The sequence below is a fragment of the Bdellovibrionota bacterium genome (assembly GCA_035292885.1).
GTDB lineage: Bacteria > Bdellovibrionota_G > JALEGL01 > JALEGL01 > DATDPG01 > DATDPG01.
The window spans coordinates 17,709-41,258 of sequence record DATDPG010000036.1; the positions used below are offsets into that span (position 1 = coordinate 17,709).

A 23,550-nucleotide genomic window follows, 5' to 3' on the forward strand; every position below is an offset into this window, starting at 1 on the left:
TTTATTGGCCGCTTATCCCCGATGTGAGGCGTGCCCAGAACTCTCTTGGGGTGAAAATCGGGATGCCCTGAAAGCTTTTTAGGACGAGTAGACCCATGTCACCCGTGACAATAGCGTCCGCTTTTCCGCTCAGCGCTGCGCCGAGGATCGAAAGATCCGTTGGATCTCGACAACTTGTGGGCGCAACGTCCTCGGGAGTCACCTGAGTCCATTCGGAGAGCAGGTATTTTCGGATCCCCATGACGAGAAGTGCGGGCAACTTAACTTTTTCGGCCAAAGCTTTCTGGACCTCGTCTAGGATCTGATCTGTTCCAATGATCTGGTGAGACTTAAGGCAGGTTTCGAACAGCGCCGCACAGAGTCCCCGCGTCGCTAATGCCGCGACAAGGACGTTCGAGTCCAAAAGAACCTTCACGACATTTGTTTAAAGATGTCTTCGTCGGTTAAAAGCCCTTGGGCTTCGGCAAAAGGAAGTACTTTTCGGCGAAGGTTCCGGAAGCGGCGGGTGGCCAGATATTGCTTCAACGAATCACGGATGATGTCACTAACAGAGAGCCTTTCGGCCCGGCTTAATTTTCGTAGCTCCTGCCGAAGACCGGCCGGAAGTCGTACAGTCAGCGTTGTTTTCATTTCGTGTTACAATGTAACACGTTTCGTAACGTGGGGTCAACGCGTAATCCACGGGGCGACGAGTAACACAAGGATAACGGCCGGGAAGTAGTCACCGACGGCGATCTTTTTGATGCCGGAGATGTTCACACCGATCATCAGGACTAAGACGCCGCCGACGCCGGATAGATCGTTAATAACCGACGGTTGAAGCAGAGCATTGATCTTGGGCGCAATCAAGGCGATCGTGCCCTGATACAGCAAAATCGTAATGGCCGAGAACGCTACGCCGATGCCGTAAATCGCACCTAGCGTAATTGAGAAAATTCCGTCCAACATCGATTTTGCCATCAGAACTTCATGATCGCCCAGGGCGCCTGAATTGATCGATCCAACGACCGCCATCGCGCCGGTACAAAAGAGGATCGACGCAAACGCAAAGCCGATGGGAAACTGGCTGTCCGAGCGTTTTCCGAAAATGCGTTTGAGACGTTCCCCAAGCTGTTCCATGTTGGCTTCGATCTTTAGCCATGCGCCGATCAGTCCGCCCGCCACCAAGCACGAGACAAGCAAAACGACACTTTCGTATTTGAGCGCCATTTTCAGACCCAGGGCAATTGTCGCGTAACCGATGCCGATCCGAATGGCGGATAAAAGCGATTCGGACAGAATCTTGCGAGTAGCGATCCCGAGCAACGTCCCGAAGACTATGGCTGCGGCGTTTACAAAGACACCTAACATAGGCCCAAATCCCGAATTATGGTTTCGTTCACGGCATTACGACCGGACGGTCGGTCCGCCGAAAATCTTTGTCGATGGCGAGAATAGGGCAGTTCTCAACAACGGCCAAGGCGTAGGCGAAACAGTCCCCGAGATTGAGGGGAAATCGCATCCGCGCGCCGGCCGCCAATCTGGCTTGTTCCACGTCTGGGGATACGAAACGAATCGCGCTTTCGAATAACAAGTTCTCCAACTCCTCCTTCAATTGAGGCTGCCTGTCGTGCGCACGGATTAAGGCCTCGGCCAAATTAACGGTACTCATACGGAGCTCTGAGCTGTGTTCGTTCAATTGCTGGACGGCCCATTCACCGGCCGGTTCCCGAAACAACACAGCCAGGATGACAGAGGTGTCCACGACCATGAATCACTTCCAAAGGTCGTCGTCGGAGCCGAACTTGCTTTGCGGATTTACCGGAGCGCGCAACCCGGCTCCGAGCCAACGGGTAAAATCATATGTGGTCTGGCGTTTTAGGCTGCGATTTAGACTTTCCTCGAGCGCCAAACGGACGGCTTGGGACTTATTCTTAATTCCCCGAAGCAGCATGAACTTCTTTAGCGCCTTTTCAAAGCCTGGAGAGAGATGAATATTCAGTTGAGACATATATATAGTATGTATACATATATTATAGAAAACAACAACAAATACATGTCTTAATTCAATAACTTAGAAATTAAAAACTACGAACACCCACTCGTCGTTCCGCAGTTCATGCACTTGTAGCAGATGCCGTTGCGCACCATGATCGACCCGCAATCGGGACAGGGGGGCGCGTCCTCCTGAAGTCGGAAGCTCCACTTCAGTCCGCCGGCCGATTCGGCGCCGGCCATAGCGGCTCGCGGTGCAGGCGCCGCTTTTACAACCCGCATTTCCTGCGAGGCGCCGTTGCCGTTGCTTCGGTCCAAGACTCCGACTTCCTGCTGATCCTCTTTCGTCAGGAACTTCGAGGCCAGCCACCGGAAAATGTAGTCGACGACGGATTTCGCGAACGGGATATCCCGGTTCCCGGTCAACCCGGACGGTTCAAATCGAGTGTGGCTGAATTTGTCGATGAGGACCTTCAGCGGCACGCCGTATTGAAGGGCCAGGGATATTCCCGTGGCGAACGAATCCATGAGACCGGAGACCACAGATCCTTCCTTCGCCATGACCAGAAAGATCTCCCCCGGTTGCCCATCTTCATAGATTCCCACGGTAATGTAGCCTTCGTGGCCCGCCACGGAGAATTTGTGGGTGATCGATTGCCGCTCGTCCGGGAGACGGTGCCGATAGGCCTTTCCCGCCAGAGCTTTTTCCTTGGTCTCCTTGGACGTATTGAGGGGTTGTGACCGTTTGCAGCCGTCGCGATAGACGGCGATCGCTTTCAACCCCAGTTTCCAAGCTTCCAAATAGGTCGTTCCGATTTCCTCCGGCGAGATTTCGTTGGGTACGTTCACGGTTTTCGAAATCGCTCCCGAGATGAACGGCTGCACCGCGCCCATCATCCGAATGTGGCCCCGGTAATGAATGAATCGCTGGCCTTTGAGCGGTTTGAATGCGCAGTCAAAAACCGCCAAATGTTCCGGCTTCAGGCTCGGCGCTCCTTCGATCGTTTCATGTTCATCGATGTATTTGAGGATCTTGCCGGTCTCTTCCGGCGTGTAGCCTAGCTTCTTGAGGGCTTGAGGAACGGTGTTGTTGACGATCTTTAGAAACCCACCGCCGACCAGTTTCTTATACTTGATCAAGGCGATGTCCGGTTCCACACCCGTCGTATCGCAATCCATCATGAATCCGATGGTGCCGGTGGGGGCCAAGACGCTGATCTGGGAGTTTCGGAAACCGTACTGTTTCCCGAGCTCGTACGCCGTTTCCCAATCCTCTTCTGCGGCCGAATAAAGCTCGGCCGGAATCAAATTGCGATTGATTCCTCGGACCGAATCGGCATGTTTTCGAATCACACGCAACATCGGCTCGCGATTTTTCGGATAACCGGCGAACGGTCCCCGATCCGCGGAGACTTCCGCGGAAGTTCGGTAGGTATGGCCGGATAGAATGGCCGTGATGGCCGCCGCATAAGTTCGTCCTTCATCTGAGTCGTAGGGCAAACCCATCGACATGAGCAACGCTCCCAAATTGGCGTAGCCGATTCCCAGCGGCCGGTAATCGTGGCTGTTTCGTTCAATCGTCGGCGTCGGATAAGAGGCATTGTCGACGATGATTTCCTGCGCGAGAATCGTGGTTCGAAGGGCAGCCCGGTACGACGTGGTGTCGAAGCCGCCGTCGGGCGTCACGAACTTCATGAGATTCAACGAGGCCAGGTTGCATGCCGTGTCGTCCAAAAACATGTATTCACTGCATGGATTCGAAGCGTTGATTCGGGCGGTATTCGGGCAGGTGTGCCAATCGTTGATCGTCGAATCGAACTGAAGACCCGGATCGCCGCACACCCATGCGGATTCGCAGATCATGCCCATGAGATCGCGCGCCTTGTACGTGTCCATCGGGCGCCCGTCGGTCACCGCCCGCGTGGCCCAGCTTCGATCTTCCTCCACGGCTCGCATGTACTCGTCGGTCATGCGCACCGAATTGTTCGAATTTTGAAAGAAAATGGAACTATAGGCTTCTCCGTTGAACGAGGCGTCATAGCCGGCGTCGATCAGCGCCCAAGCCTTCTTTTCCTCCATTTCTTTACAGCGGATGAAGGAAACGATGTCGGGATGGTCGATGTTTAAGATGACCATCTTGGCTGCTCGCCGGGTTTTACCACCCGATTTGATCACGCCCGCGAAGGCATCGTAGCCCTTCATGAAAGAGACCGGTCCCGAGGCTTGACCTCCGCCCGCGAGTTGCTCTCGGGAAGATCGGATCGGCGAAAGATTGGTTCCCGTACCGGAGCCGCCCTTAAAAAGCATCCCTTCGGTCTTCGCCAGATCGAGAATCGAGGCCATGGAGTCCTGAACCGAATTGATGAAACAGGCCGAACACTGGGGATGTTTCTCAATGCCCACGTTGAACCAGACCGGCGAGTTGAACGCCATTTTTTGATACACCAACAGATGCGTCAACTCGTCCTGAAATGCCTGCGCATCTTCTTCCGTAGCGAAATATTTCTGTGTCCGCGCCCAATCCGCCATCGTGTCGGCCACGCGCCGGACCAGCTGCTTCACCGAATGCTCTCTCTGGGGCGTTCCTAGCGGTCCGCGAAAATATTTGGAAACGACGACGTTCGTCGCGAGCTGCGACCAGAACTTCGGTGCCTCGATGTTCTTTTGGAGAAAAACGACTTCGCATTTTTCGTTGGTGATATTGGCTTCGCACAGTTCCCACTCGATCTCGTCGAACGGATGCACGCCGGCCTGTGTGAAATAACGAGGATGTTTGATGCCGCGTTGAGGCGCGGCGGTAGTTGAACGTTGTTGCGGTTTTCGCATCGGCCGGGCCGGTATCTTCAAGGTCTCCATTTCTTCCCCATTCGTCCCTTTAATGATCTCTGATTGCATCATCCATCTCCTCGCTACTATGTGTCACATCCGTTCCCACCGCCAGCTCCCGAAAGTCAAAAGCCCCTCAGCGAAGCAACTTTCCGCTCCGTCTTAGGTCCCCTTTCCGTTTCGGGTTAGCTCGTCACCAATGTAACGTATGGTAACGTACGAGTAATTTATGGCGAGGATTCGTGACCTGGCAAGAGGAAACATGAGGGAGACTGAATCGTCCACCGTTCGTGCGGGGAACCGAATCTTCCCGCAGCCATGAGCGAAACCAGGTTTTGACGAGCGCTTTAAATTATTGAAATAATACGCACAATTATCGATCGCGGTTGTTCGGCCGCATGTCGCGACCTTACGTCAGCTCCAAAATAAAATGTCGCTTGTATCGGTGCTTCAAGGGACGCTGACTTGCATCGCCACAATATTCTAGGCGTGGAGCCTCATTCGACCTGCATCGTAAGAAAAAACAACGATTTGCGAGCCTTGAGTCTATTTGGGACAGACCATTACGGTAGGCAGGTTGTGCCGTCCGTGTAGATCGTGTGACCATTTGCGTTATTGGCCACTTCAATCATGGTCGTACCGGGCGGAGCTGAAATACAGTGGTTATTTCCGCTCAGAGAATACCTAAGCCCCGGAGACGAAGGAATATAGCGGCAGTCGATTTTTTGGCCTCCACCTGAACCGGAGTCGATATCGACCAGCGGCGAAGAGTCGCTACTTTCTAACTTGATGGAGTTCGACCCGCCGGCGATCGCATTGTTGCAAAAGCCTTCGGTCATGACCGCATTCTGGACGACCAGTAGGTTGCTCTGACCCGACATCTTATTCAAATAAATCCGCTTTAGAGAGTTACCCTGAAGGTCGATGGTTACCGTGGTCCCGTTGCTTGATATATCTTGAATGGCTAAGTTGTCCGCTTTGGGTGCTCCTGTGTAGCTGCCTGATACAAGCTGCGTGGTTCCAAGCGCAAAACAGTTCCCGTCCGGGTCCCGCAGGACCGGTCCGCCGCTCGAACTCGAAGAACTGGAGCTCGAAGAGCTGGAGCTGGATGAACTCGAACTGGATGAACTGGAGCTGGAGGAGCTGGTGTCATCGACAATCGTCACATCCGGAATGCCGTCATTATTGGTGTCAATGGCATCGGCAATTCCATCCCCGTCGGTGTCCAAAACCGTAATCGTTTCTCCGGTCCCTTCGGGGAGGTTTTCCAGTGCCTCTTGAAGGCTCGAATAACCAAACTGGCTCGAGCTATTGCATGCCGAGCCATATGCGAAAGCCAAGGCTCCTGCGGCCATCAATAGCGCAAAAGTCGTTTCGATTCGGTTGATTCTCATGGCCTAATCCTCCATCTGCCCTCGCGGGCGTTCGTGTACGCCGGATTTAGAAAGCACATAACGTACCAAAATGTTACCTGAATAAGTACCTGGAAGTATATACAATTATTTTGAAGGTATATCCAACCGTAATCTTTTGTACCGCAATAATTGCGTGGATCCCGCAAAATTTTCAGAGCTTTACTTTTCGCCGTACGGGCCCTAAAAGGGAGCCTGAACTCTAGGGGTGGTTGGAGATTATCCAACCTGAGAGCAGACCCTGGAACCTGAACTGGGTAATGCCAGCGGAGGGAATGAGTTCGACTCCCCCTTCCTAGAGTTCTTCCGAACGGAGGAACCCAGAATGCGAGAAGAATGGATCGAGCGACGGCACGGAACGCCCAACGCGAGTCAAATGCATTTTGCGCGGAAGGGAATCGTGACCGAGGAGATGACCTTTGTGGCGGATAGAGAAGGAGTCTCCGCCGAATTCATCCGCGCGGAGGTGGCGCGAGGGAGAATGATCATTCCGGCGAACATCCGTCACCCGGAGCTGGAGCCGATGGGGATCGGAATCGGCATCTCCTGCAAGATCAACGCGAACATAGGGAATTCGCCGACAACCTCGACGCTCGAAGAAGAGGTCGAAAAATTGCAGCTCGCGGTCAAGTACGGCGCCGATACGGTGATGGACCTTTCGACCGGTTCGTGCATTCATGAAACGCGCGAGGCGATTATTCGTCATTCGACCGTGCCGATCGGAACGGTCCCGATTTATGAGGCGGTCGAGAAGGTCACACGAATTGAAGATCTCACGTGGGAACTCTTGCGCGATGTCATCGTGGGCCAGGCGGAACAAGGCGTCGATTACATGACGATCCACGCAGGCGTGTTGCGGGAATTTTTGCCTCTCATCGAACGGCGGAAGACCGGAATCGTCAGCCGGGGAGGCGCCATCATCGCGCAGTGGATGACGGCGCATCGAAAGCAAAATCCGCTCTTCGAACATTTTGATGAATTGTGTGAGATTTTTGCGAAGTACGATGTTTCGTTTTCTCTGGGCGACGGCCTTCGCCCAGGCTGTCTGGCCGATGCTTCGGATGAGGCGCAGTTTGCCGAACTCCGCGTGTTGGGTGAACTGACACAGAGGGCGTGGGATCGTGATGTTCAGATCATGATTGAGGGGCCGGGGCATGTGCCGCTGGATCAGATCGAAACGAACGTCAGGATCCAGCAAGAAATCTGCCGCGAAGCTCCGTTCTATGTCTTGGGACCTTTAGTCACGGACATCGCTCCCGGATACGACCACATTACATCGGCCATCGGCGCGACCATTGCGGGGACAGCGGGAGCGGCTCTCCTTTGTTACGTCACGCCGAAAGAGCATTTGGGACTTCCGAATTCCGAAGATGTTCGCCAGGGCGTGGTGGCCTACAAGGTTGCGGCGCATGCGGCCGATATCGCCAGGCATCGGCCCAAAAGCCGCGAACGAGACGATCGGCTTTCTGAGGCGCGTTTCCAGTTCGATTGGAAGCGGCAATTCGAGCTCTCGTTCGATCCGGACCGCGCCAAGGAATATCACGACGAGACCTTGCCCGCGGAAGGATATAAGACGGCGCACTTTTGCTCGATGTGCGGCCCGAAATTCTGCTCGTACAGCACGTCTCAGCGTGTGACGGAATCGTTGCGCAAGGTGGAACGGGAAGCTCAACCGTGAATGACGCATCTATAGAGATCACACTTAACGGTAAGCCGATGGCGTTACCTTATTCGATGACGCTTACCCAGTTGGCGGCGTTTCTTCAAATCGATACGGGGACGATCGCTCTTGGCCGAAACGCAGAAGTCGTCCCGAAATCTCAGTTCGGCGAAACCTATGTTTCAGCGGGGGATCAAATCGATGTCGTTCAATTCGTTGCGGGAGGTTGATATGGAAAATGACTTTATTTCGATCGGCAAACGGACCTGGAAATCGAGGCTTTTCGTCGGGACCGGAAAATACAGGACTTTTGAGGAAATGCGCGAATGCCTCGATGTCTCAGGCGCCGAAGTCGTCACGGTCGCTGTGCGCAGAATCAATCTCGACCGGTCGCAGGGGCCCTCGCTCCTCGATTACGTGGATCGAAAGAAGTTTACACTTCTGCCCAACACCGCCGGATGTTACACGGCGAAGGATGCGATTTACACGGCGCGGCTGGCGCGCGAAGCCGGTTTGTCGGATCTAATCAAACTGGAAGTAATAGGCGATGAAAAGACGCTCTTTCCGGACAACGAGGCGACGATTGAAGCGGCGAAAGAGCTGACCAAAGATGGATTTACCGTCCTTCCTTATATCGGCGACGATGTGATTGTGGCGAAGAAGTTGGAAAATCTCGGATGTGCCGCCGTGATGCCGCTCGCCGCGCCGATCGGTTCGGGTCTGGGGATTCGAAACCCGACCAATTTGATTCTGATGAAAGAGGCCGTGCGGGTTCCGGTCATCGTGGACGCGGGGGTGGGTACCGCCTCCGATGCCGCGGTGGTGATGGAGCTCGGAATGGACGGCGTCCTGATGAACACGGGAATCGCCGGCGCAAAAAAACCGCTTCAAATGGCTCGGGCGATGCGGCTGGCCGTTGAATCGGGAAGACTCGCCTTTCTTTCCGGGCGTATTCCCCGGAAATTGTACGCTTCGGCCTCAAGTCCGATGACCGATGTCCCAACCTTCCTCATATAAGACGGTGCTTCCGCGGTTGATCGGAATCACCGACCGAAGTTTGTGCTCCGGCGACGATTATTTCCGGAAGATCGAGGAAGTCTGCCGGAGCGGCCTTCCGGCCCTCCAGTTTCGAGAGAAAGATCTGCCGTTTGAAGAGTTTTGTTCTGTTGCGGCGGACGTGGCCGCCGTTGCAAAGTGCGTTTCGACAAAATTGTTTATCAATATTGGGGCCGATGCCGAGTCGATCAAGCGCGCCGAATTCGCTCTAAAAATAGGAGCGACGGGAGTTCACGTTCCAGATGGAGGGATCCATTTAGCCGATTTACGGCGGATTGTGGGATCGGTTTGGATCGGGCAATCGATTCACGAGGAAACGTTGGGCCGGATTCAAAGCAACGATAATCACGCTGATTTTTTTATCTTGGCTCCGGTTTGGAAAAGTCCGGACAAATTCTTTTCTCGACCGATTGACCTGGAAAGATTCAAAGCCGTTTGCCTTACGACATCCTCACCCATCTTCGCCTTGGGCGGAATAACGCCCGAACGTGCGGAGTCCGTTTTAAGGGTAGGAGCCTATGGGTTTGCGATTCGATCGGCACTTTGGAAATCCTCCGATGCGGCGGAAGTCTTGCTTCAATTCCGCCAGATTCTTCAAACCGAGCGAAAGGAAGAATCGATATGACTTGGTTACAGGAATACGACGCGGCTCGAAGCGATGCCGCATTTTATCCGCGTACAGATTTAGGTTTTGTCTGCGCGGAGGGGGAAGATCGGGTTCGATACCTACATGGAATGGTTTCGAACGATGTGAAAGGGCTCGCGCCCGGAAAATGGATTCTAGCGTCCATGCTGTCGCACAAAGGAAAGCTTGTGGCGCCGTTCTTGTTGGGGAATATCGACGATCGGCTATGGCTGCTGGTCGAGGAGGTCGCGCGAAAGAGTCTAGTGGAATCTCTCCAGAAGTTTGTGGTTCGGGACGACGTGCACATACTGGATCGTTCTGAATCGTTTCGAATCATTACTTTGTTGGGACCGAAATCCGGTGAAATCTTGTGTTCCATTTTGAAAATGAAAGACTTCGGGTCGGCGGGGGATTTTCGGACCTGGTCTGTCGATGGGCATTCCGTTTACGGGTACGTCGCGGCTCAACCTCTCTCTTCGAGCGTTCATGTCGTTTGCCCTTCGCAGGAATCCGATCGCCTCCTAAAACAAATGGAAGAAAAAGGGGCTCAACGGCTCGGCGCCCAGGCGTTCGAAGCTATTCGCATCGAAGCCGGTGTCCCGGAATTCGGGAAGGATGTGAACGAAGATCGTCTTCTTCTCGAAGTCCCCTATCTCGAGAAGGGGGTGTCGTACACGAAAGGATGCTACGTCGGCCAGGAGACCGTGGCACGATTACACTCCCGGGGAGAGAATGTCGCTTACCGATTGATGGGCCTTGCGGCGGAGGAAGAAATGACCCCGGTTTCCAAACTTTTATCGAATGGAAAGGAGGTTGGGAGAATTACAAGCGTGTGTATTTCACCCCGTTTGGGCAAACCTCTTGGAATGGGCATGGTTCATCGTTCAGCGTTTGAGCCGGGGACGTCCGTTACGATTGTTTCAGGGGATCGGAGCTTTCCGGGGACGGTGGTAAGCCTCCCGCTTCCCCTGTGAAGCTTGAAAAGGTCGGCCAAGTTGCGTACTATAACCAAATGGTTATAGTACCGAAGTGCGGGTTCGTTTCCATGTGTCGCGTACGGGCCGAAGCTACGTCGCTGACTTTCTGGACGAGCTGGACGTTCGGTCCCGCGCGGACATTCTTGCCGTACTCCAAGATATTCGGAATCATGGATTCGGAGCTGTCGGATGCCGGTTTCGCCAGATTGAGGGGAAGCTCTGGGAGATCAAGATCGGCACTTCAGGCGGTGCCTACCGATTCTTCTATGTGATGTTGGCGGCGAGCGAAATGTACGTATTGCACGCATATAAGAAAAAGACTTCGAAGGCGCCGCCGCGTGAGATTGAGGTTGCGAGAAAGAGACTAAAGGAGGTGTTGCCATGAAAAATCGTAGAGGTCAATCATTCGAGGAACTGCTTGCCAGGCAGTTGAGAAAGAAGGAGGTCAGGTTTCTTTTTGACGAGCGGCGATTTTACCTTCAGGTTGCGCACTTGATTTCCGAATTGCGTGCCAAGGTGGGTTTGTCACAGTTGGAACTGGCCAAGCGGGCGAGAGTGACACAGCCGCTTATTGCTCGACTTGAACGCGGTGACCGACAGAGAACCCCGACGTTCGACATGGTCTTTCGGATTCTTAAGGCACTTGGCTATTCGCTGGAGCTTTCCGCCCGCGCCGATCCAAGGTTGGCCGCGTGAAGCGGGTCGGATCACCAGCTGTTGTTATTCCTCAAAGCCTGGAAAGTGTTTGGGAATGGCCTTGGTTCACCGGTCGGCGTTTGAGCCGGGGACGTCCGTTACGATTGTTTCAGGGGATCGGAGCTTTGCGGGGACGGTGGTAAGCCTTCCGCTTCCGGCTTAGGCTCTTCGTACTCCGAAGTGGTTCCGAAGCCGATGATCTCGATCGCTTTCGGAAGAATCGACATAAAAAGACATCCGTCCGTTGTGTTCGCATCGTGAACCGACCCGGGAGGCGAATAAAGATAGTCTCCCGCTTTTAGTTTTCGGTCGCCGACCGTCATTTCCCCTCTCATGACGAAAATTTCCTCTCCCGCCGGATGACGATGGCGCGGATAGCTCGTTCCGGGATTCAATTTCAGGAGAAATGAACCCGCGCGCTCGTCTTCGTCGGCGTGCAGAGGAAGGTATTGGACACCCTGAATCTTGGAAGGTTTCCACGGGGCACTTGCGCTCTCGATGAGCTGGGATACATTCTTCGGCGTCATGTTCAGTGCAGTATGACGGAGCCCGCCCTATATTTCAAACAGCTGGAAATCGGCCCGATGGCGAATTTCATTTACCTGATCGGGGATCCGGCGTCGCGCGTGGCTGCTGTGGTCGATCCGGCGTGGGATGTAGACCGAATCGTTCAAACCGCCGAGAAGGACGGATATTCGATTGGGCATGTGCTGGTGACGCACGGTCACCCGGATCATATCAACGGCGTCGAGGAGCTCTTAAATCGCACCGACGCGCAGCTCCATATGCACAAGTCCGAAACGCCCTGGATGAAGGGATGGAAAGCGACGGCGACGCCGCGGAGTCATGGAGATGAGCTGAAGATCGGAAACCTCGTCCTCACGTTCGTCCATACGCCCGGCCATACACCGGGATCCCAGTGTTTTCTCGTTCAAAACCGTTTGGTTTCCGGAGATACGTTGTTTATTAATAGCTGCGGCCGAACTGATCTTCCAGGCGGCGATCCCGAACAACTCTATGACAGTCTCGCCCATCGGCTTTCGAAGCTCGATGACAATGTGGTCTTATTTCCGGGCCACAATTATGCCGGTCAGCCGACATCGACCATGGGGGAACAAAAACGCCATAACCCCTTCCTACGCTCGGCATCGCTGAACGATTTTCTCGCCATGGTCCGGCCGAAATTTTCACTTTAAGCGGATCTTTGTCAGTCGGCTTTGGTGCCCCAAAGAACTGTATTCCATGCGAGGTATCGGATGAGGGGCAGCTGGGTCAGTGCCCGGTCGATGGTCAGAAGGGGCGGAAACCACCAAAGGCTTTCCCGGGTCTCCCGGAGAATTCTTTTCCAATAGCGGTCTTGGTTTGGGTGAATTCGATCGATGGCAAAATACTTGAGAAATAGAATGAGGGAGGTCAGCCAAAACTCGCGGTGTTCCACATCGCGGAAGTATCGTCGGGCGAGTTGGATGTCCTTGACGGTCAGGGGCGCTTCTCCTTCGGTTCGCATCTGACTGGCCATTTTGCGATAAACATTGATGACTGGATTGTAGGCAAGCGGATCGACGGAAAAAAAACGTCCACCCGTTTTGAGCGTTGCCTTAAGCTGTTGAAAGAAGCGCTCTCGGTTCTGGATATGATGCAGGACATTGCCCAAATAGACGCAGTCGAAGAAATTGTCCTGCGTTTGAAGCGTATCCGGCGTTCCGAGGACCGTTTGGATCCGAACGCCATGATTCCTTGCCAATTTTTCGGCTAGTTCGAGCATCTTGGGGGATAGGTCCAGTGCCGTCACTTCCGCTCCCAACAGCGAGAAATAAACGGCGGCCTCTCCGAATCCTGTCCCAACGTCCAGGACTTTCTTGCCGCGCAAAGAACCCATTTGGTCAAGGATGAACTTGTTCTCGACGGCCGTTATCGCTTCAAACGGTCTCCTTATATCGACCTCTTTGGCCGATACGCTCTCTGCCCAGCGATCATGGAATTCCGCCTCTGTTTCAACGCGTTTCGATTTAGGCGCCTCACTCAGTGGAATTGCCTCGTTTCGATGAAATATTCGTCGTTCTTCCCACGATGTATAAGGGTCGACGTTTGATCTCATCATAGATTCGTCCGATATATTCACCCATCATTCCGAGCGAAATCAAAATTGCCCCTCCTATCGCGCTCTGGAGGATGACCAGCGTCGCCCAGCCGGGAACCAGATCGTTGTAGATGAAATAGCGCGCGACGGTGTAACCACTGTAAACCATGCCGAAAACAAGGACCGCACAACCCAGGTACGTCGATACTCTTAGAGGAGCGCTCGAAAACGAGAAGACGGCATCCAGCGCCAGTCCAACCATTTTTCTTGCCGGGAACTTCGTCTCTCCGGCGGCGCGGGGTTCCCTCTCGAACTGCAGACTCGTCTGACGAAACCCGACCCACGTGACCATGCCGCGCAGAAATCGATGTGTTTCCCGAAGAGACCGAAGGGCGGAGGCGGCCTCAGACGACATCAGGCGAAAATCCCCCGCATTTTGAGGAAGATCTCGGTGGATAAATTTACTCATGATCCAGTAAAACAAACTTGCCGAGGCCCGCTTGAGCAGCGTTTCCCCATGCCGCTTGACGCGAGTCGCATGAACGATGTCAAAACCTTGACGGTACTTGCCGACCATTTCGCCGATCAACTCCGGAGGATCCTGCAGATCGGCGTCCATCAAAATAACCGCGTCTCCCTGTGCGTGATCGACGCCGGCCGTGATCGCCGCCTGGTGACCGAAGTTCCTGGATAATTCGATCACCTTGACGGAACGATCTTGGGCCGCCCATCTTAATAGAATGGCGCCCGAGTCATCGGAACTCCCGTCGTTTACAAAAACAATCTCCGATTCGCACGGTACTTCCGTCCGAACCGATCCCAATCTGACTTGAAGTTTTGGGAGTACCTGAGCTTCGTTGAACACAGGAATCACGATGGAAAGGAGTTTCAGGTCTCTTGGACGGGCGATCTTGTCTTTTGACATTACGGGACCTTTAAGAATCATAGCTGTTTAGACAGCCCTTTACGATAATTGGCCGACTTGAAGAAAGTACTTTAGAAGGCCGTTGCGGGCGTAAAACGTTCGGGTAGACAGGTTCCGGAAATAAGGCTGGCAAAGGCTGGAGTATGTTTCAGCGTTTCGCACGTACCGACCACGATCCAGTGAACAAAAGAAATTATTGACCACATGGTATTTGGTGTAAACGGGATCAGAAAAGACGACACTCTTTCGAACCAGTCGGTGGAGTTCCTTCAGACAGAGATGGGCCCTGTCGTCGGGGAGATGATGGAGAAGACCGTAGCAAATCGCCTTGTCAAAACTCTTGTCGGGGAGCCGGGTTTCCGCGATATCGGCTCTAATAAAGCGACGGGTCGTGGTTTCTCCGTATTTTTCTTTGGCTCCTAAAATTCTAGCTTCGTTTGTGTCCACGCCGGTGTAGTCGATATCGCCGCAGAATTTCAAGAAGGTCCCGTAACCGCATCCCGCATCCAGCAAGTTTTCTCCATGTCGAAGGTCTAGTGCGGATACAATCGGCCGGACTCTTAACCCGACCAAAAACGCGAGGCGCAATCCCTCATAAATCAACGGTGAATCCGCTAGAGACATGCCAAACAAATAGTGTGGCCTTCGAGCCCTGTCACCAATTATTTCTTCCGCAGAGCGGCGGAAAGGACGTCATTGGCGCCGGGTACGGAGAAAGAGAACAAGATCTTTCCCTTCGTATTCCGGCCGATAATGGAAGCGTTCGGCCACATCTCGAATGATCCGAGGAATCGAGCGGAGCCTTTCCTTATAATTGCTCTCCGACTCTCCGAGCGTTCGAACGGGGTTCTTTTCCAAAATCAAGGCATCCACCCCCACCGCGACTTCCTTAAAAATCCACTTCCGCTCCGCCAAAGAGGCCAGCATTGCAACCGGCGCGGCGACCGACATCTCCGGCGAAATTTTGGAGAGAATAGCGTCGGCCGCCCTCGCATATCGATCTTCCATAAATGATCCGGGATCCCCATTTCGATTCCAGGGAGCAAGTGAATAACTCCAACTGATCACCACGGCGCATATACCGAAAACCATCATCGCGAGCTTTCGTTTGCGCGGGTCGATGGCTTCGAGGGCTTGAATCGAAGCAAAGGCCAAGAAAGGAATATAGAAAGCCGTGTAATGAAAATCGATTCGGCCGTACCAACCGGTGGGATAAGCAAGGAAAAACAACACCGGCAGCAAAATCCAGATCAGTGCCTTCGGCCGGTAAAGCGGGAGAAGTCCGAATCCCAAAAGGACCAGAAACGGGTCTCTCAGTTTCGTGCCAAGAATCTCAAGGCGGTTTGACGCGACTTGGGTCAAAGCCCTGGTGAAATGATCGGTCCAGACCTCTTGATTCCCAAATTTCACGAGCACGAGAGTCACAACCCACAGAATCGACAAGAGAAAGAGCGCACGTCCTTTCCATCGGTCATGCCGCATTCGATACAGGCCCCAGACGAAAAGAATACCCGCTGTCTCCTCCCGCGCCATGAGCGCGATCAAGAGCGCCAGAGTGGCCGCGTCGAAACGCCGCTGCGACCAAAAATAGAGGAAAAGTGCCAGGAACGGGAGTCCGAGCGTAAGTGGATGAAACTCAAAAAGGTTGGCGTTGTGGATGGAAGGGTGGAGAAGAACCGCTCCTCCAAGAAAAAGCGCAGCGGCAGGACCGAGCGCGCGTTTTGCTCCCAAGAAAGCAACCCAACCGGTGAACCCCAGAGCGAGGGACTGAAGAAAAAGAAGTAGCGGAATAATCGGAACCCATCGCCCTAACAATGCCGGGACATATAGAATCGGGTCGAAATGGGCGCCCCAGACATACGAGCCTCCCAGCAGCGGCACATAGGGGTCTCCGTGTATCAACCCCCAAACACTGCGCACGTAGTTGGCCAGATCGTAACTTGTCGCATGGAACGTTCGGTGCTTCGCCCAAGAAAGTGTGAAGAACAGTGCGACGTAACCGGCCACAGTCGACGCCATGACGATACTGGCGGAATTGCTCCTGACGAAGAATGGCAAATTTCTTCTCATTTTAGTTTGCTGTTTCCGACGGTAGAACCTTCAGGATTACGAATGTGTTGTTCTCGAAGGCGACGGCGAGCTCCGGATATAGGGTAGTGGGAAGGCGCCGTCGCCGAAAGAAGAGATAATCAATTCCCAATTCGCGCGCCAATTCATCGCCTCTTCGCCGATCCAAGGAGTCGAACATATCCTCGATCTTGTTCGCGATGGACTCGTACGCGGCGGAGTCGACGTTCATGAGGGCCCCGTGTGAGCGATCGAGGATCACGCTCCGTCTCCCGCTCAGCATGAGAAGATAATTGAATTCCCGAACCGGCGTCTGAACAACGGAATCTTTTGGAGTCTTATCGCGCAAAAATCGAGCGGCCTCCGAAAAATCTTCGGCTGTGACGTTCGGTTGAGATTGCGTCTGTAATCGCAAAATTCCATACGCAACCGTCTCGTAGAGCGAAGAAAGCAGTCCCGCGAACAAAAGTGGTGCCAGCCATGTCATATTCCATCGTTTCTTTGGCTCAAGGATTCCGAGTAAGGAGGGTGCCGCTACGATCGCCATCAGGCAATACGTCACAAAGATCGCATTCTTCGAAAAATCGTTGGCCAGGAGACCCGTGGATGAAATGAAGAGACTGGCTCCGAGCGACACGAAGAGTAGGGCGCGTTCCCAAGAAGAAAGGCTCGGCCAAAGAGATCGCGGTCGAAGGAAAGCCAAAACGAGATATGGAGCCATGCTCAAAATCAACCTTCCGGGATAGAAAAGAGACGGGAACCCGATATGAAACCCCGATGTCTTGGATAACTGGGCGGGCTTTATTTCCAGGGCGAATGTGGCGAAGAGGATCAGGGTTGCGGCCAGAGGGAAAAAAACATCCCGAAATTTCACCGAACGTATGGCACGCATGTAATATCGCGCCAGCAGCCAGACTCCTAAGAGTCCGAACCCCAGAATTCCCACGTAGATCGAACTTCCGATGGTGGTTAATACCCATAACGGCGCGAGGATGAGAATCCGCCTCGGGCTTGAGGCCCGCAGGATGAGTGCGGGGACGAGGAAAAATGTGGATGTGCTCAGGAGATGTTGCGGCATCCAGCCTGCCGTCGTGAGGAAGTCGAGAACGCTGGCAATCGTCTGATTCCAGCCGCTGGCGAGTCCCGGCGCCGTCGCCCACCAACATCCCCAGAGCGTTCCCGAACATCGGATCAGATTTGGAAGAAGTCGGACGAACAGAACGATAAAGTCGAGCCCACCGAATAAGGCGAGCAAACCCACGGCAGCTAGGCTTTCACCTGCAGATCTGTTTTGTGATCGTAGCCAAAATAGGAGTGCATACAGGAATCCAGCCGCCGTGAGAAAGGCGAATAGGCCGTAGGCGTGAGCCGTCGAGATTCCACCTCCGGCCGTCAGTGAGGCGGGGAGAAGATGAAAAAAATAATAGTAGGAGAGCGGAATATCCTGAAAAGGTCTGAAAAAGGGATTGACGGGCGGAAGTGAATGGTTTTGGAGAGCATAAATGACGCCCGCATGTTTCGGGTAATCGTAAAAGATCGGGAAGTAGCGAGAAGAATCTTGGGACTCAAAGAGTTTCAAGGTCAGCGTGATGAAAATGATCGCTAAGATTGCGAGGAATAGGGTTCGTTTTTTCCCCGACAACGTCGGTTCGATGGGCTCAACGTGGGTGGGCGGATAACGTCGAGAAAGGAATAAGAGAACAAGGGAAACGACGACCAGCCAGGCTGAAACCGACCACGGTCGAATCGGAAATAGGTGCCCCCCAATGAATAGAAGGGCGGGCGATAGAAGGAGGCTTAAGGAAATAGGGAGAAAAACCCGGTCGAACCGCCTGATCCGGTTCCAATATCCCAGATACGCAACGGAAGCGGCTCCCGGTAGCCAACCGACACAAAAAAGCGTGGTCAGGATTACGCCGAACGATTTCGAAGCCATTCGCTCACTTGCTTCGTCACGTTTGAAGTCGTAAATCCGAACTTTTCCGCCAGGACGTGATCGGGGGCCGATTCACCGAAGTGGTCGATTCCGATCACCAGCCCGCGAACTCCGATCCACTTGTACCAGAGGTCGCCTCGCGAGGCTTCGACAACCGCGGCGGGAATATCCTTGGGCAATACCTTTTCTCGGTATCCGTCACTCTGCTGAGCGAAGAGTTCCACGCACGGCATCGACACGACCCGGACGTCTATTCCTTGGGTCAATAGTTCCTTGCGAGCGGCCAGCGCCAGGTGGAGTTCGGATCCGGTGGCGAGAAGGACGGCGTCGGGGGACCCCTTTTTCGCTTCGGTCGCGACATAACCGCCCTTCAGTATGTCTTGTGTGGAGACGCTGGCATCCCGTTCAATGGCCGGCACTTTCTGGCGTGTCAGACAGATGGCGGTCGGTCCATTTTTCCTGGACAGCGCGATCTGCCAGGCCGCCGCACATTCTAGGGGATCCGCGGGGCGCACGAGAGTTAGATTGGGAATCAGTCGAAGAGAAGCCAGGTGCTCGATTGGCTGATGTGTGGGGCCGTCTTCACCCAAAAAGACCGAGTCATGCGTAAACACGAAAATAACTTGAAGCCGGCTCAATGCGGCGACCCGGATCGCAGGGCGCATATAGTCCGAAAAAATCAGAAACGTCGAGCCGAGCGGTATGAAACTCCCGTATAGCGCGCAACCGTTGAGGATACCGCCCATGGCATGTTCTCGAACGCCGAACGCGATATTCCGTCCCGCGAAATTCTCCGGTTGAATGGACGGTGCCCCCAAGATGCGGGTTTTCGTCGAAGTTTCGAGGTCAGCGGAACCGCCGATCAGCGAGGGGACTGCCTGTGCAACTCGCTGCTGCAGCTCGCCGGATATCGATCGCGTGGCGTTAGGCATTTTCGGCGGGTTTGAACAGAGATTGGTGAAGAGATCCTTCGGAACCGAGCGTTCCCAATGTTGATCCCACAGCGTGGAGAGGTCGGAATGATTCTTTCTCCAGCGGGCCAGGCCGTCACTCCATGCTCGAAATTCTTTTTCCAGCGTCGCCGCGCGGTCGGCAAACAGCTTACGGACGGAATCCGGGACCAAAAACTTCGGTTCCAGAGGCCAGCCGAGCGCCTCCTTTGTGGCTTTAACCTCCGCGGCTCCCAGAGGGGCTCCGTGGGATTCCGAACTGTCCTGTTTGCTCGGCGCTCCATGGGCGATGTGTGTGCGGGCGAGAACCAGGGATGGGCGGGCGGTTTCTGCGCGAGCATTTTCAATGGCCTTTTGAATTTGGGCATGGTTGTGTCCGTCGATCCGCTCCGTATGCCAGCCGTATCCTTCAAATCTCTTCGCAACATCTTCGGTGAACGTGATCTTGGTTTCGCCGTCGATCGAAATCTGATTGTCGTCATAAATATAGATGAGGTTCCCCAGCTTTAGATGTCCGGCGAGGGATGCGGCTTCACTCGAAATCCCTTCCATGAGATCGCCGTCGCTGACGATGGCGTAAACGTGGTGGTCCACGGGTGCGAAATCGGGGCGGTTGAACCGTTGCGCCATCATTTTGGCAGCGATGGCCATTCCGACTCCGTCGGCAAAGCCCTGGCCGAGCGGCCCGGTTGTCGCCTCGACGCCGGGGGTTCGACCGTATTCCGGGTGGCCGGGCGTTCGGCTTCCCCACTGACGGAAATTCTTGATTTCGTCGAGAGGGAGGTCGTAGCCGGACAGGTGAAGTAAGGCGTAGAGGAGCATCGATCCGTGACCGGCCGAAAGAACGAACCGATCGCGGTTCGGCCAGTTCGGGTGGGATGGATTGTACCGAAGGTATTTCAGCCAGAGGAGGCACGCATAATCCGCAGCTCCCATGGGCATCCCTGGGTGGCCTGCATTTGCTTTCTCCACGGCGTCCACCGCTAACATCCTGATTGTATTTATGGAAAGGCGAATCGGATCAGTCTCGGTCGTCACGCGGAATCCTCCAAAGGCCAGCGAGCGCATTTTTCTAACGTAGAGCCGTCCGAATGTCGAATCATCCTTCGCATCTCCCTATTCTTCTTGATCCACGAGCGAGGCGAGCTCATGGCTCGCCCGTTCCAATTCTGCAGCCGGGGTTCCCGACAAGGACAGGGCTTCGTGAAAAGCGCTTAAGGCTTGCGGTTTCTTTCCCTCATTCCAGTAGAGGCGCCCCAACGCCATGTAAAGAGGAGGTATGGCGGGAGCGCGTCGGAGGGCGTCCTTTAACGTCTTTTCAGCCGCTTTCGAACGGCCCGCTTGGATCTCCAGTTGAGCGGCCAGAAGCGCACACTTTGGAAATGCGCCTGGATAGATGTAGCCGTCCCGCAGGAGCTGAACCGCATCGTCCAAGCGCCCGTCTTTGGCCAACGATTTGGCCAACAGGGTTCGCCCGTCGACATGATGCGGTTCGAGAAGCAGCAGTCGGCGTAAACTTTCTTGAGCTTCCCTCTCCCTTTCCGACTTTCTCAATACGAATCCGAGATTAAACAGTGCTTCGGGATAAGTCGGATTTAGTGTGAGGGCATGGCGCAGGGCGACTTCCGCTTCTGTGTAACGTCCTTCGTCAGCGAGGGCGGCGCCAAGGTTGAGGTACGGGCGAGGTTTCTGCGGGGATTTTCCGACGGAATCCTGCCACAACGACACTTCACTATTCCATACCTGGTTTCGGGCATACGTCATTCCTGTCAAGAGGATGATCCAAGCAATTGCCGCAATGCCGACGGCTCTTTTGCCGAGCTGTTCGATCAGGACGACCGTCGCCAACGAGAGGCCGGCCAACGGAAGATAGAGATGTCGCTCCGCCATAAAGTCGCGGAACGGCACAATTGAATTGGTTGGCGACAACGTAACGGCAAACCAAGCCAGGCCTAATGTAAAAAGGGGAAGCTTCCGGTAGTACTTGACGGCCGCACCAAAGAGCAGGCCGAGGAGGCCGAACGAAAACAGGAAACGAGGATCGAAAAGACTCGTCGTGATTTCAAAGTCGTGATCGATGTTTTGACCGATCGGCACCAAATACATTTCAAGAAAACGGACCCAAACACCCGCTTGTGTAAGGAAGTGGTGCCGCGGACTCATCACCTCGAGTCCGATGGTTCGATAATGAGGCGTTTCAAAAAACATGTAGAGAGTTGGAATTACCGCCAATGCGAACCAGAACGGTGCATGAATCTTAAAGTCAGACCGCACCGACGATTTTGTTCGTCGCGGACAGAGGAAGAAATCCGCTCCAAGCAGGAGGACCGGAAGGACAACGGCATTTTCTTTGGAAAGGAGAGCACAAATTTCAAACAGGAGGGACGCACCGTAAAAGAGAATCGATCTCTGAATTGAAGGCGATCGTCGGAACTCAAGGAACGTGGCGACGCACGCCAGGACGAAAGAGGTCATGAGGAGTCCGGAACGACTGTTGATATAGATTACCGATTCGGTCTGTAAAGGATGCAAGAGGAAGATCGACGCGGCGCCGATAGGAACCCACCGGATTTTCCCGTTTCTGCGTTCCGGAAAGAAACTCTCGACGAGCATCAGGACGGCCAGAAATAGAAGGCCGTTTGCCAAATGAATCACGAGATTCGTGACGTGGTAAACCAACGGTGCGCTCCCTCCGGCAAAATAGTTGAGGGCCAGCGACAGGACGAAGATCGGCCTGGTTTCCTGAAAGCCGGAATGGAAAAGTGCGCGGAGGTTCGTCAGCGTGTGGATGCCGGTGTTCGCGACAATATGAAAATAATCGTCGTACACGAACGGCGCGTTAAGCGTGCTGAAATAGACGCCGGCAGTCAGGGCCAGGAGAGCCAACAAGCGAAAGCCCATAGATGTTTAGTCTACGGGCTTCCGATTTGAATTCTAGGAAACTTATCCGCAGCCGCAGGAACCCGCTGAAGCTTCGTGGCCGTGGGACGCTTCAGAGGAACAACAGCCGCTCGATGGCATCTCGTTCAACGTCGGCAGGGAGTTCGCTGGTGCCGCGAATTCCGCCACCGGGAGTGAACCGGAGCGAACCGTCGCGGCGTCTTCCTCTTTCATTTGGGATGGGAACATCCCGAGATCGGCCTGGTTCTTATACATGCCGAGCGAAACGCTGATCGACTCCTCGACGCGCTCCCGATAGTACGGGCCCGAATTATACGTGCAGAACGGATAGATCCGGCCGTCCCGCGCGCTGTAATGAATGATGCAGCGTTTTACCCGCTCAATGTCGTAATTGTACGGATCCTGGAAATGCATTCCCGCGACGAAGAGCGTCGGATAGCCGTGCTTCGTGTGATGCGTCGGGTTTTGCGAGACATCCTTGCTGTGATAGCCGTCCAAGACCCCCAAGAGACGTCGGAAGGACAAACCCTTCGGGGCCTTGTCGCCACGATAATACTTCCGAAGTATTCCGAGCGTCTTTGCTTTCGTAAAAATCTGCGTGGCAGCCGAAGAGGTGCCTCCGTTCTTCGCGTTTTTCTCCCGGACTTCTTTGGCCAGATTCGAAACGTCCACGAGCGCGGACCGCAGATCAAAAAAGTCGGTCAGCGAGCGGACTTCCTTTTTCTCATGTGGTTCGACGAACAGATAAGCGCCATTTCCGCAATCGGGATGGCACGTGATCGTCATCGCCGGCTCACCGGAGAGCGCTTCCGAAAGTTTGGAGAACGGAGAGGTGCAACCGAGCGGAAGCCAGCCCCCCTTGGCCGGAATCAGGCCGGTCTGTTTTTCCACGTCCAGCGCGAGATGCGTCATCGTGTAGCGCTTCTCAATTCGATTGCGTTCGTTGATTCGGCCCGTGAAGCAGACCGGCTGGAACGAAACGCCGGTGATTACGTCTACGTTTTCCACGGCGAATCGGATGATGTCTCCGACCTGGTGGTCGTTCACGCCTTTGACCAAAACGGGCACCAGAACGACGCGAAGGCCGACCTTTCGCGCGTTCTGAATGACTTTGCGCTTGGTGTCCATGATCTTCTCCGCGCGCGTCTTAAACTGGACATCGTCCGTGACACCGTCGAACTGAAGGTAAAGCGTGTGCATCCCCGCTTCCTTCGCCTTCTTGGCAAATTCGTAGTTGGAGAAATTCTTTCCGTTCGTTGCGACCTGGATGTGCCAGAAGCCCATCTCCTTGGCCATTTCGACGATCTTGTGGAACTGCGGGTGAATCGTCGGCTCGCCTCCGGCAAATTGAACGACCTTGGCCGGAACCGGTTTCATATCCCGGAGGTTTTGAAGCATCCGGCGGATGTCCACGAGATCGGGTTCGCACACATAGCCGGCCGCATTCGCATTCGCGAAGCAAACC

At 54.2% G+C, this 23,550-nt stretch carries 24 protein-coding genes and 1 riboswitch; of the genes, 8 read left to right on the plus strand and 16 right to left on the minus strand.

The genetic code is table 11. The features are described 5' to 3' along the window. Position 1 precedes the first annotated feature (1 nt). The 7 genes from VI895_02880 to VI895_02910 form a co-directional block, all read right to left on the minus strand. Positions 2-415 (minus strand): putative toxin-antitoxin system toxin component, PIN family, encoded by a 414-nt coding sequence (locus VI895_02880; GenBank protein ID HLG18746.1) that lies wholly within the window; start codon positions 413-415, stop codon positions 2-4. Further along, positions 412-630 carry a ribbon-helix-helix protein, CopG family gene (locus tag VI895_02885; GenBank protein HLG18747.1) on the minus strand — a complete coding sequence of 73 codons (219 nt, stop codon included), beginning with the start codon at positions 628-630 and terminating at the stop codon, positions 412-414. Before VI895_02885 ends, VI895_02880 begins: the two co-directional genes overlap by 4 nt. A gap of 36 nt (positions 631-666) precedes the next feature. Then, on the minus strand, positions 667-1,350 hold the full coding sequence (locus tag VI895_02890) for a DUF554 domain-containing protein (GenBank protein ID HLG18748.1): 684 nt from the start codon (positions 1,348-1,350) through the stop codon (positions 667-669). A 28-nt stretch (positions 1,351-1,378) separates the two neighbouring features. Next, the gene (locus tag VI895_02895) at positions 1,379-1,750 is read right to left on the minus strand and encodes a type II toxin-antitoxin system VapC family toxin (protein HLG18749.1); all 372 of its coding nucleotides are present in this window, start codon (positions 1,748-1,750) and stop codon (positions 1,379-1,381) included. Between the two features lie 3 nt (positions 1,751-1,753). Then, positions 1,754-1,990, minus strand: coding sequence for a hypothetical protein (locus tag VI895_02900; GenBank protein ID HLG18750.1), 237 nt, complete (start codon positions 1,988-1,990; stop codon positions 1,754-1,756). 77 nt (positions 1,991-2,067) lie between these two features. Beyond that, on the minus strand, positions 2,068-4,800 hold the full coding sequence (locus VI895_02905; GenBank protein ID HLG18751.1) for a vitamin B12-dependent ribonucleotide reductase: 2,733 nt from the start codon (positions 4,798-4,800) through the stop codon (positions 2,068-2,070). Between the two features lie 563 nt (positions 4,801-5,363). Next, the gene (locus VI895_02910) at positions 5,364-6,194 is read right to left on the minus strand and encodes a hypothetical protein (protein HLG18752.1); all 831 of its coding nucleotides are present in this window, start codon (positions 6,192-6,194) and stop codon (positions 5,364-5,366) included. Between the two features lie 212 nt (positions 6,195-6,406). Then, a riboswitch (TPP riboswitch) is annotated at positions 6,407-6,505 on the plus strand. 32 nt (positions 6,506-6,537) lie between these two features. Between VI895_02910 and thiC the strand changes: the two genes are divergently transcribed. From thiC to VI895_02945, 7 genes are read left to right on the plus strand one after another with little or no spacing between them, the layout of a single operon-like run. Next, positions 6,538-7,890, plus strand: coding sequence for a phosphomethylpyrimidine synthase ThiC (thiC, locus tag VI895_02915; GenBank protein ID HLG18753.1), 1,353 nt, complete (start codon positions 6,538-6,540; stop codon positions 7,888-7,890). Further along, positions 7,887-8,102, plus strand: coding sequence for a sulfur carrier protein ThiS (gene thiS / locus VI895_02920; GenBank protein HLG18754.1), 216 nt, complete (start codon positions 7,887-7,889; stop codon positions 8,100-8,102). Before thiC ends, thiS begins: the two co-directional genes overlap by 4 nt. Before the next feature lies 1 nt (position 8,103). Further along, complete coding sequence (locus VI895_02925; protein ID HLG18755.1) at positions 8,104-8,889, plus strand: thiazole synthase; 786 nt, start codon at positions 8,104-8,106, stop codon at positions 8,887-8,889. Continuing rightward, positions 8,867-9,553: a thiamine phosphate synthase gene (locus tag VI895_02930; protein ID HLG18756.1), complete on the plus strand. Its 687-nt coding sequence runs from the start codon at positions 8,867-8,869 to the stop codon at positions 9,551-9,553. The genes VI895_02925 and VI895_02930 overlap by 23 nt, the downstream gene beginning before the upstream one ends. Continuing rightward, positions 9,550-10,527 carry a glycine cleavage T C-terminal barrel domain-containing protein gene (locus VI895_02935; protein ID HLG18757.1) on the plus strand — a complete coding sequence of 326 codons (978 nt, stop codon included), beginning with the start codon at positions 9,550-9,552 and terminating at the stop codon, positions 10,525-10,527. The genes VI895_02930 and VI895_02935 overlap by 4 nt, the downstream gene beginning before the upstream one ends. Before the next feature lie 55 nt (positions 10,528-10,582). Continuing rightward, positions 10,583-10,915 (plus strand): type II toxin-antitoxin system RelE/ParE family toxin, encoded by a 333-nt coding sequence (locus tag VI895_02940; GenBank protein ID HLG18758.1) that lies wholly within the window; start codon positions 10,583-10,585, stop codon positions 10,913-10,915. After that, positions 10,912-11,226 carry a helix-turn-helix domain-containing protein gene (locus tag VI895_02945; protein ID HLG18759.1) on the plus strand — a complete coding sequence of 105 codons (315 nt, stop codon included), beginning with the start codon at positions 10,912-10,914 and terminating at the stop codon, positions 11,224-11,226. The genes VI895_02940 and VI895_02945 overlap by 4 nt, the downstream gene beginning before the upstream one ends. A gap of 98 nt (positions 11,227-11,324) precedes the next feature. Here VI895_02945 and VI895_02950 read toward each other — a convergent pair whose 3' ends face one another. After that, positions 11,325-11,753, minus strand: coding sequence for a cupin domain-containing protein (locus VI895_02950; GenBank protein ID HLG18760.1), 429 nt, complete (start codon positions 11,751-11,753; stop codon positions 11,325-11,327). 12 nt (positions 11,754-11,765) lie between these two features. Between VI895_02950 and VI895_02955 the strand changes: the two genes are divergently transcribed. Beyond that, a complete protein-coding gene (locus tag VI895_02955) occupies positions 11,766-12,422 on the plus strand; it encodes an MBL fold metallo-hydrolase (GenBank protein HLG18761.1) in 657 nt (218 codons plus the stop codon). A gap of 11 nt (positions 12,423-12,433) precedes the next feature. Here the strand turns inward: VI895_02955 and VI895_02960 are convergent, their stop codons facing one another. The 8 genes from VI895_02960 to VI895_02995 all read right to left on the minus strand — a co-directional run. Continuing rightward, positions 12,434-13,327, minus strand: a complete 894-nt coding sequence (locus VI895_02960; GenBank protein ID HLG18762.1) for a methyltransferase domain-containing protein — start codon at positions 13,325-13,327, stop codon at positions 12,434-12,436. Continuing rightward, complete coding sequence (locus VI895_02965) at positions 13,245-14,231, minus strand: glycosyltransferase family 2 protein (GenBank protein ID HLG18763.1); 987 nt, start codon at positions 14,229-14,231, stop codon at positions 13,245-13,247. Before VI895_02965 ends, VI895_02960 begins: the two co-directional genes overlap by 83 nt. 39 nt (positions 14,232-14,270) lie before the next feature. Further along, a complete protein-coding gene (locus VI895_02970) occupies positions 14,271-14,855 on the minus strand; it encodes a class I SAM-dependent methyltransferase (GenBank protein HLG18764.1) in 585 nt (194 codons plus the stop codon). A gap of 69 nt (positions 14,856-14,924) precedes the next feature. Beyond that, positions 14,925-16,250 (minus strand): DUF2079 domain-containing protein, encoded by a 1,326-nt coding sequence (locus VI895_02975; GenBank protein HLG18765.1) that lies wholly within the window; start codon positions 16,248-16,250, stop codon positions 14,925-14,927. Positions 16,251-16,302: 52 nt separating this feature from the next. Beyond that, positions 16,303-18,234: a hypothetical protein gene (locus VI895_02980; GenBank protein HLG18766.1), complete on the minus strand. Its 1,932-nt coding sequence runs from the start codon at positions 18,232-18,234 to the stop codon at positions 16,303-16,305. Further along, the gene (tkt, locus tag VI895_02985; protein HLG18767.1) at positions 18,210-20,222 is read right to left on the minus strand and encodes a transketolase; all 2,013 of its coding nucleotides are present in this window, start codon (positions 20,220-20,222) and stop codon (positions 18,210-18,212) included. The genes VI895_02980 and tkt overlap by 25 nt, the downstream gene beginning before the upstream one ends. Before the next feature lie 78 nt (positions 20,223-20,300). Next, positions 20,301-22,073, minus strand: a complete 1,773-nt coding sequence (locus VI895_02990) for a tetratricopeptide repeat protein (GenBank protein HLG18768.1) — start codon at positions 22,071-22,073, stop codon at positions 20,301-20,303. 54 nt (positions 22,074-22,127) lie between these two features. Continuing rightward, positions 22,128-23,550: radical SAM protein (locus VI895_02995; GenBank protein ID HLG18769.1), on the minus strand; the 1,423-nt coding region annotated here is incomplete at its 5' end.

Coding starts and splice junctions, on each gene's coding strand:
- VI895_02885 (HLG18747.1), bottom strand. CDS start 630: ATGAAAACAACGCTGACTGTACGACTTCCGGCCGGTCTTCGGCAGGAG.
- VI895_02925 (HLG18755.1), top strand. CDS start 8,104: ATGGAAAATGACTTTATTTCGATCGGCAAACGGACCTGGAAATCGAGG.
- VI895_02955 (HLG18761.1), top strand. CDS start 11,766: ATGACGGAGCCCGCCCTATATTTCAAACAGCTGGAAATCGGCCCGATG.
- VI895_02970 (HLG18764.1), bottom strand. CDS start 14,855: ATGTCTCTAGCGGATTCACCGTTGATTTATGAGGGATTGCGCCTCGCG.
- VI895_02950 (HLG18760.1), bottom strand. CDS start 11,753: ATGACGCCGAAGAATGTATCCCAGCTCATCGAGAGCGCAAGTGCCCCG.
- VI895_02905 (HLG18751.1), bottom strand. CDS start 4,800: ATGCGAAAACCGCAACAACGTTCAACTACCGCCGCGCCTCAACGCGGC.
- VI895_02965 (HLG18763.1), bottom strand. CDS start 14,231: ATGTCAAAAGACAAGATCGCCCGTCCAAGAGACCTGAAACTCCTTTCC.
- VI895_02945 (HLG18759.1), top strand. CDS start 10,912: ATGAAAAATCGTAGAGGTCAATCATTCGAGGAACTGCTTGCCAGGCAG.
- VI895_02975 (HLG18765.1), bottom strand. CDS start 16,250: ATGGCGTCGACTGTGGCCGGTTACGTCGCACTGTTCTTCACACTTTCT.
- VI895_02930 (HLG18756.1), top strand. CDS start 8,867: ATGTCCCAACCTTCCTCATATAAGACGGTGCTTCCGCGGTTGATCGGA.
- thiC (HLG18753.1), top strand. CDS start 6,538: ATGCGAGAAGAATGGATCGAGCGACGGCACGGAACGCCCAACGCGAGT.
- VI895_02910 (HLG18752.1), bottom strand. CDS start 6,194: ATGAGAATCAACCGAATCGAAACGACTTTTGCGCTATTGATGGCCGCA.
- VI895_02890 (HLG18748.1), bottom strand. CDS start 1,350: ATGTTAGGTGTCTTTGTAAACGCCGCAGCCATAGTCTTCGGGACGTTG.
- VI895_02900 (HLG18750.1), bottom strand. CDS start 1,990: ATGTCTCAACTGAATATTCATCTCTCTCCAGGCTTTGAAAAGGCGCTA.
- VI895_02980 (HLG18766.1), bottom strand. CDS start 18,234: ATGGCTTCGAAATCGTTCGGCGTAATCCTGACCACGCTTTTTTGTGTC.
- VI895_02960 (HLG18762.1), bottom strand. CDS start 13,327: ATGATGAGATCAAACGTCGACCCTTATACATCGTGGGAAGAACGACGA.
- VI895_02935 (HLG18757.1), top strand. CDS start 9,550: ATGACTTGGTTACAGGAATACGACGCGGCTCGAAGCGATGCCGCATTT.
- VI895_02895 (HLG18749.1), bottom strand. CDS start 1,750: ATGGTCGTGGACACCTCTGTCATCCTGGCTGTGTTGTTTCGGGAACCG.